Consider the following 12,880-nt stretch of genomic DNA (forward strand, 5'->3'; position numbering starts at 1 on the left):
AAACTATTACCCTAAACTGGCGTAATTGGAAACATCCATTATATTTTGATCACACCACTAATATCTGAGGCGTTTATCAACAAGGTCATCATTCCGACTATTATCGATATTGAAGCGAGTGGTTTTGGTAGTGAAAGCTATCCCATTGAAGTTGGTGTTGTGACCTATTTGTCACAGCGTTACTGCCGCTTAATCAAACCTCAGCCGGATTGGTCACATTGGTCTGAAGAGGCTGAGCAATTACACGGAATATCACGAGCTTTATTGCTAGAAAAAGGTGTGCGCGCTGCACAGGTGTGTGCCGAACTAAATGAATTGTTAATCGGACAAACGGTGTATTCTGATGGTTGGGTAGTGGATTATCCTTGGTTAATTAAGCTGTTTTATGTGGCACAAATGGAAATGAAGTTTACCTTGAGTCCATTGGAGAATATTTTAACTGAGCAGCAAATGGAGAAATGGCACGATACTCAAAAATCAGTTTGCGACAACACTCAAATTGAACGCCATCGTGCTAGTAATGATGCGGTGATGATCCAAAGTGTATTTATGCAAACTCAACACCTCTCTGGATCATCCTCTATTCAGTTTTAAACCGCTAAATCTATTTGTAATTAGCCGCCACTTGTTCCACTTCGCGCCACACACGAAGCAGGTTCTTGCCTAAGATTTTAGCGATATCTTCTTCACTATAGCCTTTATCTAATAATCCTTGTACCAAGTTAGGGTAGCTAGACACATCTTTTAAACCAATTGGCAATGAATCACCCACGCCGTCATAGTCAGAGCCAATTCCAACATGGTCGATACCAACCAGCTTCACCACATGTTCAATGTGATCGACTACTGTGTTTACGTCGGCATATGGAAAGGGGCTGGTTTCTCGATAGCGTTTTTCAAAGTCTTTTGCTTCAGTACTATCCGCACCAAACTCTTGTTCCACTGCTTTTTGTTCGTTAGCCATTTTAATGCGCCAAGCTCGAGACACGGGATCAACAAAGGTTGAGCCAAAGTTGATCATGATGACACCGCCGTTTTTGGCCAGTGCTTTGATCATGTCATCGTCCATATTGCGCTCAAATCCCGGCGTAAAAGAACGTAGCGAAGAATGCGATGCAATCACCGGAGCGGTACTTATTTCTACCGCTTGATAAAAGGCGGCATCAGACACGTGGGAGATATCAATCATGATCCCTAACTTGTTCATTTCCACGACTAAGTCTTTACCAAATGGGCTTAGCCCTTTCCATTTTCGACGTAAGTCATACGAGGAGTCGGAAATATGGTTACTCAGCGAGTGAGCTAGGGTGATGTAACGAATACCGCGATCATAAAACTGCCTTAGATTGTCCATGCTATTTTGCACTGGCGAGCCGTTTTCCATGCCCATTGGCAATGAAATTAATCCTTGGGCAAATTGACGCTCAACATCTGCTACTGATTTAGCAATGGCAAATTTGTCTGGTGCTCGACCGACAATAGCCTCAACGTAATCGATAAGTTTATGAGCCAAGGCGGTTGATTGTGGTGAATCATCAAGTGAAGCGGGTACATAAATCGACATGAAAGGCGCATTCAGCCCTCCGCTTTTTGCCCGAGGGTAGTCGAAATCCCCGCCTTTGGTGGCTTGGGTAACATCTTCCCACTTTTCTTGTAGGCGATACGGAACGTCTATGTGGCCGTCAACTAGAATATACTTTTGGGCAATTTTGTTGGCTTTTTCAGAGGCATGAAATTCACTGTTTTCAGCAGTGGCGCAAGCGCTCAGCGCCATTGCACAACATAGTCCGAGCATTTTGTTCATGTGTAAGATCCCTTAAATCAAATATTATTATTGTTTCGCTTGCAAATGAGTTTCTAAGAAATGGGCAAGCTGGCGGTACATTGCCACGCGATTGGTTAACTTGCTTACCGCGTGTCCCTCGTCAGGCATTCTTAAATAGGTGACCGGTATATTCTGCTCTCGCAGCGCATTGACCATAATATCAGACTCAGTGACCGGGTCTCTAGGATCATTTACTCCATGCTGGTAAAACATGGGGGCGCGAATATTGTTTACGGTGTTGATTGGCGAATTCACTGCGTAAAACTCTTGCCATACTGGATCGCTAATATCGCCATATTCAACCCGATCCGACGCTTTAAGCGCTGGTGATGCATTTTCCAACGCTTTAACCCAATCCGCTACGCCGACAAAAGACGCGCCTGCCGCAAACGCGTCGGGGTAGGTGCCCATAACCGCATTGACCATATAGCCACCGTAAGAACCGCCCATGGCCGCCGCGTTATCGGCGTCAACTTTTCCTTGTTTCTTCAGCCATGCTAAAGCATCGACCAGATCCCGTACGCTGTCTAAGCGCTTTTCCTGATTATCAAGGCGTGCGTAGGTTTTACCAAAGCCAGTTGAACCTCGCACATTGATGTCCAATACGGCAATTCCTTTTCCCACTAAATACTGGGTTAAGGGCATCCAAGTAGGCCGCGCTTGCGCTGAAGGACCACCGTGGATGTCGATCACCAGTGGTGGTTTTCCTTTGATGTCTTTTGGCAGATATAACAACCCTTGCAACATCACACCGTCGCGAGCGGGAAAAGTTATCACCTCTGGCGTTTGTAGCAACTGTGGGTCAATACCGGCCAAATCCGGCTCTCTAAGCAATTGACTTTGGCCTGACTTGATATCAATTCGGTAGATAGAGCCAGGTGTTTTAGGGCCATTGAGTGTTACCACCGCGTCTTTTTCTTTACTACAAGATAATTGCAAAGTGCCTTGCGGTAGTTGAATTTGTTTCGGCGAAAACGTGCTGGTTTTGGTGCTGTAAAGGGTTTCGAACCCATTGTCGTTAATGCTGTAAAGTAACTGTTCACCACCGTCACACAAGACCACATCATCTAATTCAGCATCGGTTTTTACGATGATGTCGGTATTTTTGCTGTCCATATGATAAAAGCGCAAGCTCAGTAATTCGCTATCGTCATTGCTGATAAAAAAGAAACCGTTACCGCTTTTGTGCCAATTGAAATGACTAAAGGCGGCAGACACTTTGGGTTTGAAGATAGGCACCATCTGCTTGGTTTTTGTATCTAAGAGGTAAACGTTTTCGCCATCTTCGCCTACCACTTCAGTGACCAACATTTGATCGGTATTTGGCCGCCATTGACGAGGAAAGAAACCATATTCAGATTGATAGACAAGTTCTGATTTATTGCGCTGCATATCAAACACGTAAATATCGAAGTCTCGGCCGTTACGCTCAGTGGATGAGTAGCTGAAACGGTTTCCCTCGCTGTGAAAGTCACCAAAGCTGCGATAAGCATCACTACTAGGCATCACCAGCGACTCTTGCTTACCACTGACATCAATTAAGTAGTAGGCGTCACGCTCATCGCCATCATTATCAGCGCCGTAAATCAGTCGCTGCCCATCAGGGTGCCAACGAAAGAACGTAATACCGTTTCCATAGGTGAGTTGGCGTGCCTGTCCACCTTGAATGGGCATCACCCACAACTGAGAGACACCGGTAACACGGCTGCTGAATGCGACATGACTAGCTTGCACATTGACTTGAGCACTGAGGGCACCGCGGGCAAGTAAAAATCGTGAAATATCTATCGGTCGGTCACTTGCCGTACCAATTTTTAGTGGTTGTATTTTAGGGACATCATCCGGGTAGGGCCACACTTGCTGTGCTTGGGCTGACGAGCAAAGACTTAAAACGGTGAAGTTGGTTAATAATACTGCTACGTATATTTTCATCATCTCTCTCCTTAGAATATATCAGACTAGAATACTCTGGTGATGTGGTAAAGAAATAGCGTCAACTAAATGCAATCAAAGTTAAGGATTTCATGCCAAGCCAAAGGCGCAATAAGTATTCAAGGTAGAGGTTAATACTCATCTCTTTTTCGTTGTATGTTATTACCACATTCAAAAAGGCTAACAATCAAACCTCATTTATCGTATAAAAGTATTTCGCGATAAACACCATAAGCTGATTGAGCCATTGTTTAAGAATGATCAACCTACGAAAAAGTAATATAGAGAAGTTACCCAAGAACACCTTTGATGTGCTCATTGTCGGAGCTGGCATCAATGGCGCTGTTTCTGCCGCTGCATTGGCTGCCAAAGGGGTAAAAGTGGCTTTGATAGATAAAGGGGATTTTGCGGGGTTTACTAGCTCAAACTCATCGAATTTAGCTTGGGGTGGGATAAAGTATTTAGAAAGCCACGAATATGCCTTAGTCAATAAACTGTGTAAAAGTCGCAATCATTTAATGCGCAGTTATCCTTCTACGGTCAAAGAAATTCGGTTTTTCACCAGCATTCAAAATGGCTTTCGATTTCCGCCGTTTTTTGTGTTTTTGGGCACCATTTTGTATTGGATTATGGGCCGTTTTGTCACCAAAATGCCAAGATACTTAACGCCCAATAAGATCAAGCAACTTGAGTCGGTGATCAATACCGATAACTTGGCCGGTGGATTCGAGTATTCAGATTGTTATTTGTATGACAATGACGCGCGCTTTGTGTTTAATTTTGTGCGCTCAAGCATGAGCTACGGTTGTATTGCTGCCAACTATGTGGGGCTGATGCGCTCAAAACGAGAGAGCGGGGTTTGGGTTAGTCACGCTAAAGATCAGATAAGTGGTGAGGAAATTGTGATCCGCTCCAACGTATTGATTAACGCGGCAGGCCCCTTTGTCGATCAAATTAACCAAACCAATTTACAACCTACTGAGCACCATCATGTGTTCTCTAAAGGCATCCATCTAATCGTAAATAAAATAACCGAAAGTAACAAAGTACTGACATTCTTTGCTAATGACGGGCGCTTATTCTTTATTATTCCCATGGGCCCAAAAACCTGTATTGGCACGACCGATACCCAAGTTGCCACGCCACATACGCGAGTTACTGATGAGGACCGCGAATTTATATTATCCAATGTGAATTCCTTACTGGCCTTGCGAAAACCGCTGACGACAAAAGATATTATTGCCGAGCGCTGCGGTGTTAGGCCTTTAGCTATCAAAGGTGAAAGTGGTGAAGCAGATTGGGTTCAATTGTCTCGAAAGCATGCTATCGACACCAATGAAGCGGATCGCTATTTGTCCATTTTTGGTGGTAAATTGACCGACTGTCTCAACGTCGGGAATGAAGTTGCCCAGCGAGTAAAAGACTTTGGTGTTGAACTGCCTTATGCCGACTATCGTTGGTACGGCGAACCCGATGACTCGGTAAAACGTGAATTTTATCATCGTGCTAAATTGATGGAGCTCGATAAGCTCACACCTGCCAGTTCATCAGAACCTCTTACTCAACGATTTTGGCGGCGTTATGGCCGTAATGCGATCAACTTGATAGAAATGATCCGTGAAAACCCTAAGATGGGTGAACTGCTTATCGAAAATAGCGAATATCTGCGGGTTGAAATTGAACACGCAGCGGACCGCGAAATGGTCACCAAGTTAGAGGATTTCTTGCGCAGGCGTTCGAAAATTTCCCAAGTGGTGAGACAGCGAGATATCCTCGCTGATCCGGGCTTGCGCGAAGCATGTGTGATTTTATTTGGCGATGAAGCCGATGCAAAACTACAAGAATATATCGATTCGCTTGATACAACTGATCCCCATGAAAATAATGCAATAACACCTGTTGTGATTTAACCTTTTAATCCCTAACCCCCCCCTAAATTCAGCGGTTCATGCTTTAATTCGGATAAAACAAACGTGAGACGAAACACCTAGGGGAATAAAACACGCCATTAAATTGCCTTGTAGTACGAATTTATAAATTTAGGTAGAGGAATTGGCCCCAGTGTGTAAAAAATAACGCGAAAACACACTTTTTTAACAATCTATTTCCAATTAACCGGTTTTGGGTGGTGACTTCGCCGCGCAAATAAAAGATACTTGCACACTTTCTCGGCCATACCAGCTGAACAACTCGTTTTGCTGGAGATTTCCACTGGTTTGAGCATCTAAGTCGAGAGTTATTTTAACCTCCGTCATCGCTATCTAACCAATGGCTTTCTTCACGGAGTATTATCATTGAGAGACAAGAAGTAATGAAAACGAATTATGTTCCACTGGACAAAGAAAAACACAGCGCACTGAAAGTCAGTGTACAACACGGCTTCGAATTTGCTAAAGAGACACACTTAGCCTCTGCCACTATGCGCGAATTCGCACAAATCGCCAGCTGCATGCCAATTGCTTTTATCAAAGATCAACCTAAAGGTAGTTTTCATACCATTGCGATGTTAGGTCTAGAGCAAAACAGCAACATGTATTTCAACGACAACAAATGGGTCGGCCATGTCATGCCGCTTAACATTCAACGTTACCCGTTTGATGTGCGTCCTGATGGCGACAAGCTAGGCGTATTTATTGACGAAAACAGCCCATTAGTTGGCGAAGAAGGCGAGAGCTTATTCACAGAAGCGGGTGAGCCGTCAGATTACTTGAAAAATCGCCAAGAGTTACTGGGTGAAATTGCTAACAGCGAAATGATCACTCAGCGTTTCGTCGCCAAGGTAGTTGAACTAGGTCTACTTGATCCGCTGCAGCTCAACGTGCAGTACGCTAGTGGTGAGACTCGCAATGTAACGGGTGTCTTCACTATCAACGAAAAGCGCGTAAACGAATTGTCTGACGAAGTGACCCTAGAACTGAAAAAATCAGGTTTCTTGGGCGCCATTTACACCGTCATGTTATCTCTTGCTCAGCTTAACCGTATGGTGCAATTATCGAGCACCACAGACAAGCCGATCAGAGCGATTCAAATGAAACTGATTGACGAAAATGCAGCTGAAGCTGAAACAGCGCCTGCTGCTGAGAAATCACCTGCTGAGTAATTCACTCGTCAGCCGATTTTGATAAAAAAGCCGAACTTATGTTCGGCTTTTTTGTGCGTATTCATTCCGCAATATGAGCATGCTGTTGTTACTGTCATCACTATTTATTAGAGAACAGCGCTGCTAGTGACCGCCATAACCCATTAATCTGGCGCACACCCATCAAGACACTATTGGCACAGTCTATTTGTCGGCGCTCGTTATCTAAGCAATGAGCGAATTGCCAACGATCATTCTCGCTATCTTGTTAGTCGGGCTCAAATAACACAAAGCAGCCCTATATTCCCTCCATTTCATTGGGTATGAGATTTCTTTTCTTTGAATTTCACCAGAAATGAGGTTCCAGCATTGATCGGGAAATCTCATATATTATTGTGTGTATAGTTTGAGATACCTATGTATAGCCCAAAATTACTACAATGTAGTAATTTATATTGCAAAGCCTGAGCTTAAAAACTACATTGTAGGAAATCTAAGGAGGTAGTATGAGTCAAAAAACGCTAGGCGAGTTTGAAAACATAGTTTTGCTTGCATTATTACGATTAGAAACCAACGCTTATGGTGCGGCGATCCGTCAGTTGTTGCAGTCTGAGATAGGCAGAGATGTTGCACTAGGAGCTTTGTATTCAACACTAGAGCGAATGGAGAAAAAAAACTTGGTGGTGTCCAAGTTTGGAGAGGCAACCGCGCAGCGTGGTGGCAGACCTAAACGATTTTTTTCTGTCACTGCCGAGGGTAAGGCAGCACTTAAACAAACTAAGATCGCTATAGACACCATGTGGCAAGGCGTTGTCCTTACTGTAGGAGGCGAGTTGCATGCTTAATACCAATTCACCTGAGAAACATCGTACCGCATTGCCTCAGTTCGCTACGTGGTTATTGTCTCGATTAACAAACCCTGCATATCGTGACGAGCTCATTGGCGATATGGAAGAAGAATACACAGAGCGTCAGCAGACTAATCAAGATGCAAACAACTGGCTATTACGACAATCAGCTTTGGCAATTTGGGATGGGCAAAAAGCAATGGTTAAATCTACAAATTTTCTAAAAGCAGTGAGCATTATCTTATGTATACTGGTATTGCCTACTATTGCATTATTCGTAGGCTGGCTATCAAATATGGAAGAGCCGACAGAGCACCTTTGGCAGCTTCTGTTAGCAGGTGAAATACACTCTATCTTGCTTCATGGCGATTATTGGGAACATGCATGGAATGAGAGTGGCATAGCTCATCTCGAATTAGCCATGTTTATCAATATTCCCTCCATACTTTGGGTCATGGCTTTTGCTGGTTCAGCTTACGCGCTATTAAAACGGTTTACCCCTTCAGTCTGGGAATTTAGCGCCATAGCTTTGATTTTTTTGTTGCTGCCTTACCTTTTCGGATATGTTGTGATCAGTTGGTTCGAGCCTGCAGCCCAAAATGTGGGGCCGATACTAGCCTTCATGATGTTGGCACCATTTTTCACGTTACCAATATATGTTTGCTTTTTGTTTAAGCGGTTTCTAAAGTAAGATTTTTCATTACTCCATAAAAAAGCCAGCAAAATGTTGGCTTTTTTGTATTTGATACATCCATAGCAATTAGATGTTAAGCGTCTCCTCTATCAGTTACGCAGACAGTTGGGTTGTCTTAGTTGCACAATCCCAATTAGCGCAAAGCGTATCGTGAACACTCGTATTTGCATTGACCCAAACGTGCGAGAACCATACATTGATTTAACTATCAGCTTCGGTCTGCTTCAGACAAATTGCGGACTTTCAATTTAATTTCAGTTAACCTCAAGCAAATCGACAAATTTGCAATATTCCATGAACAGACTGACTACCGTCGCACTTTTATCTATCTTTATATTACTATCGTTTTCACCTCACCACAGAGCTGACGCTGAAGGTTTTAAATTACGGCAAGCGTTATTTGATGGTGTGAATGGTGTTGATGGGTTAGACAATCCGAGGCAAGTCAGGGTATCGCCAGATGGTTCGTATGTTTGGGTGACCAGTGCTGATGACAATTCGATATTGATACTTGAGTTGGACGAATTCTTAACACCGATTCAGATTTTTAAAAGCAAAAAATCGTTAGATTCAGAAACTGAATTAAAGCTGGAGGGTGCGACAGGGCTAGCACTTCTTGACGGCGGAACCAGCGCTATTGTTGCAAGCTTTTACGATAGTGCTCTGTCATCTTTTAAAAAAGATGATCAGTCCAGATTCATACGGTCACAGATAATTACCGACAACTTGGAGTATGAGCTTGTTTTTAAAAGCGATAAATCACTAAGTGACATCGATGATCTAGGGATACTTGGAGCTTGGGGAGTCAGTGTTTCTTCTGACGAACAGCAATTATTTGTTGCGAGCTACAAGAGCGATGCAATCTCGATTTTCGATATCAATATTAATTCTCAATTGACTTTCAATAGTAAAATCAACTCTAACGACCTGAGTCCTAATATGCTTGGAAAGCCTGTAAGTGTGGTTTATTCGCAAGTAAATAAAGAGTTAGTCGTCGCTGGCTTTGAAGGTAATGTGCTCAACATCTTTTCACAAGATGAACATGGCAAATTTACTCACAAGCAAATGATCAACAATAGTGAAAATACACAAAACCTTCTGGTTAATCCTCAATACTTAGCCCTTTCATCAGACAGCAAATTTATCTATGTCGCTTGCTCAGGTAGCAGCGCAGTCTTAGTATTTAAAAGAACCGATGAAGGGTATGTTTTTATGCAGTCTATTACTCAATCGGAAACTCATGGTTCTGGACTCGAAGGTGTCGCAACTTTAGCACTATCCAGTGATGGTTCAAATCTTTATGCAGCAGGTGAATTTGATAAGGGAGTTCTTCAATTCAAAATTAGCGATGATGGAAGCTTGGATTTTGAAGATAAAATCCATGCCGAGGCAAATAAGATTGAAGGAGTTACATCAATCGCTCTCTCAGAGGATGGAAAACACATGCTGCTCAGTCTGGGTAAAAAAGATGCTCTCTATTTGCTGAAAAAGAATGAGTGAATTTACAACAAAGGAGGCTTGGATAATGTCACAAGAGGAGACCTTTGGCTCTTTTTACAACTAGTGATCAACGGCTGCTTTACGTACAAAGTGATCATTAAAACCATTCGATCTTGATGTCAGCAAATGGCACCGACCTGGCAAACAGCAGCCATTTAGCTACTTCGCTTGGTGTTAACAAGAATGGGATTGTGGGGGGTTAATCCGCTTCGATGATCTGATAGCTTGTCGACGACACAAAGGTCGCGTTGGCTTTCAACACTGAGCTAGGGAAGCCAGTTTGATTGGGGCTGTTAGGGTAAAATTGTGATTCAATGCAAAATCCGCTGTAGGGCGCATAAGTCACTCCGCCTTTACCCACAGGCGAGGTGCCAATAAAGTTGCCAGTGTAGATTTGTATACCCGGCATGCTTGTTCGCACGAGTAATTTGCGACCTGTTGCGGGCTCAGTTACCTCGGCGGCTAATTGCAGGGCACTTTGGTCTGATTTAAACCCATCAACACACCAATTGTGATCCAATCCACTTGCCGTTTGGATCTCGGGATCGGGTTGATGGATCAGTGATCCAAAGGTTTTTGATTGGTTTAGATCAAAAGCAGTGTTGCGTACCGCTTTGATTTCACCACTTGGGATCGCCTGATTATTGGCCGGGGTATAGTGACTTGCAAAGGCGTTGATCCGTTGTTCATAGATAGCACCGGAGTCATGACCGGCTAAATTAAAATAGCTGTGTTGGGTTGGATTAAACACAGTGTCTTGGTCACTTCGAGCACGATAGTCAATGGTTAAGCAGTTGTTGTCATCTAAAGTAAAAGTCACATCTACGCGCAAATTCCCTGGAAATCCTTGGTCGCCATCTTCGCTAGTTAACCTCAAGATGATGCTAGCTTTGCTGCGATCGAGTGCATCAGACACTTTCCATATGCGGTTATGAAAACCAACAACGCCACCATGAAGAGAGTTTCCCTGTAAGTTAGTACTTACATTGTATGTCTCACCATTTAATTGAAACTGGCCTTTCTCAATGCGGTTGGCGTAACGTCCTACGGTTCTGCCCATGTACCCTTGGTCCGCCAGATAATCGTCTACGCTATCAAATCCTAATACCACATCGGTTGGGTTATGCTGAGCAAGTTTCCATGAGCGTATCGTTGCACCAAGAGTCAGTATGTCTATCGACATGCCATTATCGTTGGTGAGCGTATAGGCATCCACGGTTTGGCCATTGGGCATATTTCCAAATTGACGCTTTTCTATCATCTTGAGCACCTTAAATTTCGATTTACTTACTTAGCGTTTGAAGCCCAACGTGCACTCTACCGCTGTTTTCCATCCGCACAGTAGTTTGTTGCGCAAATCAGCCGACATCGTCGATTCAAAGGTCGTGTCTATTTTATTTTTGTTGGTCAAGGCCTCAGTATTTTCGTAAAGGCCTAAATATAAGCCGCTCAAATATGCTACGCCTAACGCTGTGGTTTCCATTATTTGAGGACGTTGGACTTTGATATCTAATACATCCGTCAAAAATTGACAAACCCAATTGTTAGCGACCATTCCGCCATCAACATTGAGTACGTTTGGAGTGACGCCATCATCAGCCATGGCCTTCAGTAAATCTGACGTTTGATAGGCCACCGACTCTAACGCGGCACGAGATAAGTGGGCATTGGTAGTGCCGCGAGTTAGCCCAAAGATCGCACCTCTAGCTTCTGGATCCCAATAAGGTGCTCCTAAACCGGCAAAGGCGGGAACTAAATACACTCCATGCTCGTAATCCAAACTGGTGGCCAAGGATTCGGTTTGTGTGGCGTCTTCGATAATATGAATGCCATCTCTGAGCCATTGCACTGCGGCGCCGGCAACAAAAATCGACCCTTCTAACGCATAGTGGATCTTACCCTGTACTTTATACGCCACTGTAGTCAGTAATTGATTTGCAGAGTCAACAGCCTTATCACCGGTATTCAAAAGAACAAAGCAACCAGTGCCATAGGTGCTTTTAATGCTTCCAGGATCAAAGCAACACTGACCAAATGCGGCGGCTTGTTGGTCGCCTGCAACGCCACATATGGGGATGGATTTGCCCAATAATGATGCTAATGCGTGACCATAGTCATCTGCGCATTCCTTTACCAGCGGTAAGAGAGGGGCGGGCACCTCGAACAATTCGCACAGTTCAGGATCCCATTGTTGTTGGTGAATATTGTAAAGATTGGTGCGACTGGCATTGGTGATGTCGGTGGCGTGCACAGCGCCTCCCGTCAGTCGCCAGATGAGAAAACTGTCTACGGTACCAAAGGCTAAGTCACCGTTTTGGGCGCGCTGACGAGCGCCTTCGACATGATTGAGTATCCAATTTATTTTCGATGCTGAAAAATACGGATCCAGTAATAAACCCGTTTTACTGCGTACCTGTTGCGAGTGACCCGCTTGTTGTAATGCAAGGCAATCGTTAGCTGTGCGCCTGTCTTGCCAAACGATGGCATTGTAGATGGCCTTACCTGTTTTTCGGTCCCAAACTACCGTGGTTTCACGTTGATTAGTTACGCCAATACCCACTACTCTAGCACCTTTGGCTTCAGCCTCAGCAAGCGCTTGTTGGCATACGGTTAAGGTGGATTGCCAAATATCTTCTGGATCATGTTCAACCCAGCCGTCGTTAGGGTAGTGTTGGGGAAACTCTTGTTGAGCCATTGCTATTATCTGTGAGTCTGTACCAAACACCATGGCACGACTTGACGTGGTGCCTTGATCAATGGCCAGAATGCAGTTTTCCAGATTCATAGTGCAACGCCTTGTTAACGCCAAATAATAGCTAAGATAACGCGCCTTGAAACTCACAACAAATACAAAATGCAGTGTCACACTGTGATGCTTATCTATAACTGCTAAGAGCAATGAGCTCGGAGCCCTGATAGCGCAAGCAAATCAGAGCATGAGAGCGATTTTCAATGATGTCATCGAGTGGCTGTCCACGTTAAATTCCTAAATAAACGTGCCT

The 12,880-nt window shown here is 44.0% G+C and carries 10 protein-coding genes; 6 read left to right on the plus strand and 4 right to left on the minus strand.

What is annotated here, in order from left to right; translation table 11 throughout:
• The first annotated feature begins 45 nt into the window (after positions 1-45).
• Entirely contained in the window at positions 46-594 is a 549-nt protein-coding gene (locus ABD036_RS07285; RefSeq protein ID WP_343858155.1) for a 3'-5' exonuclease, read from the plus strand.
• A gap of 10 nt (positions 595-604) precedes the next feature.
• Here the strand turns inward: ABD036_RS07285 and ABD036_RS07290 are convergent, their stop codons facing one another.
• Both ABD036_RS07290 and ABD036_RS07295 read right to left on the minus strand, forming a co-directional pair.
• Entirely contained in the window at positions 605-1,804 is a 1,200-nt protein-coding gene (locus tag ABD036_RS07290; RefSeq protein WP_425542558.1) for a dipeptidase, read from the minus strand.
• Between the two features lie 27 nt (positions 1,805-1,831).
• On the minus strand, positions 1,832-3,760 hold the full coding sequence (locus ABD036_RS07295; protein ID WP_343858158.1) for a S9 family peptidase: 1,929 nt from the start codon (positions 3,758-3,760) through the stop codon (positions 1,832-1,834).
• Positions 3,761-4,014: 254 nt separating this feature from the next.
• Between ABD036_RS07295 and ABD036_RS07300 the strand changes: the two genes are divergently transcribed.
• The 5 genes from ABD036_RS07300 to ABD036_RS07320 all read left to right on the plus strand — a co-directional run bounded on the left by ABD036_RS07300 (position 4,015) and on the right by ABD036_RS07320 (position 9,878).
• Positions 4,015-5,667 carry a glycerol-3-phosphate dehydrogenase/oxidase gene (locus ABD036_RS07300; protein WP_343858161.1) on the plus strand — a complete coding sequence of 551 codons (1,653 nt, stop codon included), beginning with the start codon at positions 4,015-4,017 and terminating at the stop codon, positions 5,665-5,667.
• A gap of 401 nt (positions 5,668-6,068) precedes the next feature.
• Positions 6,069-6,857 carry a SapC family protein gene (locus tag ABD036_RS07305; protein WP_343858164.1) on the plus strand — a complete coding sequence of 263 codons (789 nt, stop codon included), beginning with the start codon at positions 6,069-6,071 and terminating at the stop codon, positions 6,855-6,857.
• 485 nt (positions 6,858-7,342) lie between these two features.
• The gene (locus ABD036_RS07310) at positions 7,343-7,681 is read left to right on the plus strand and encodes a PadR family transcriptional regulator (RefSeq protein ID WP_343858167.1); all 339 of its coding nucleotides are present in this window, start codon (positions 7,343-7,345) and stop codon (positions 7,679-7,681) included.
• A complete protein-coding gene (locus ABD036_RS07315; RefSeq protein WP_343858170.1) occupies positions 7,674-8,375 on the plus strand; it encodes a hypothetical protein in 702 nt (233 codons plus the stop codon). Before ABD036_RS07310 ends, ABD036_RS07315 begins: the two co-directional genes overlap by 8 nt.
• 297 nt (positions 8,376-8,672) lie before the next feature.
• Positions 8,673-9,878, plus strand: a complete 1,206-nt coding sequence (locus tag ABD036_RS07320) for a beta-propeller fold lactonase family protein (protein WP_343858173.1) — start codon at positions 8,673-8,675, stop codon at positions 9,876-9,878.
• Between the two features lie 199 nt (positions 9,879-10,077).
• Here ABD036_RS07320 and ABD036_RS07325 read toward each other — a convergent pair whose 3' ends face one another.
• Positions 10,078-11,139, minus strand: coding sequence for an aldose epimerase family protein (locus ABD036_RS07325; RefSeq protein WP_343858176.1), 1,062 nt, complete (start codon positions 11,137-11,139; stop codon positions 10,078-10,080).
• 30 nt (positions 11,140-11,169) lie between these two features.
• Entirely contained in the window at positions 11,170-12,663 is a 1,494-nt protein-coding gene (gene glpK / locus ABD036_RS07330; RefSeq protein WP_343858179.1) for a glycerol kinase GlpK, read from the minus strand.
• Between the last annotated feature and the right edge of the window lie 217 nt (positions 12,664-12,880).

It is taken from the genome of Aliiglaciecola litoralis (assembly GCF_039523355.1).
Taxonomy (GTDB): domain Bacteria; phylum Pseudomonadota; class Gammaproteobacteria; order Enterobacterales; family Alteromonadaceae; genus Aliiglaciecola; species Aliiglaciecola litoralis.

Bases quoted from the DNA above. Each gene is read 5' to 3' on its own strand.
- glpK (WP_343858179.1), bottom strand. From the start codon at position 12,663: ATGAATCTGGAAAACTGCATTCTGGCCATTGATCAAGGCACCACGTCA.
- ABD036_RS07315 (WP_343858170.1), top strand. From the start codon at position 7,674: ATGCTTAATACCAATTCACCTGAGAAACATCGTACCGCATTGCCTCAG.
- ABD036_RS07295 (WP_343858158.1), bottom strand. From the start codon at position 3,760: ATGATGAAAATATACGTAGCAGTATTATTAACCAACTTCACCGTTTTA.
- ABD036_RS07305 (WP_343858164.1), top strand. From the start codon at position 6,069: ATGAAAACGAATTATGTTCCACTGGACAAAGAAAAACACAGCGCACTG.
- ABD036_RS07320 (WP_343858173.1), top strand. From the start codon at position 8,673: ATGAACAGACTGACTACCGTCGCACTTTTATCTATCTTTATATTACTA.
- ABD036_RS07325 (WP_343858176.1), bottom strand. From the start codon at position 11,139: ATGATAGAAAAGCGTCAATTTGGAAATATGCCCAATGGCCAAACCGTG.
- ABD036_RS07310 (WP_343858167.1), top strand. From the start codon at position 7,343: ATGAGTCAAAAAACGCTAGGCGAGTTTGAAAACATAGTTTTGCTTGCA.
- ABD036_RS07290 (WP_425542558.1), bottom strand. From the start codon at position 1,804: ATGAACAAAATGCTCGGACTATGTTGTGCAATGGCGCTGAGCGCTTGC.
- ABD036_RS07300 (WP_343858161.1), top strand. From the start codon at position 4,015: ATGATCAACCTACGAAAAAGTAATATAGAGAAGTTACCCAAGAACACC.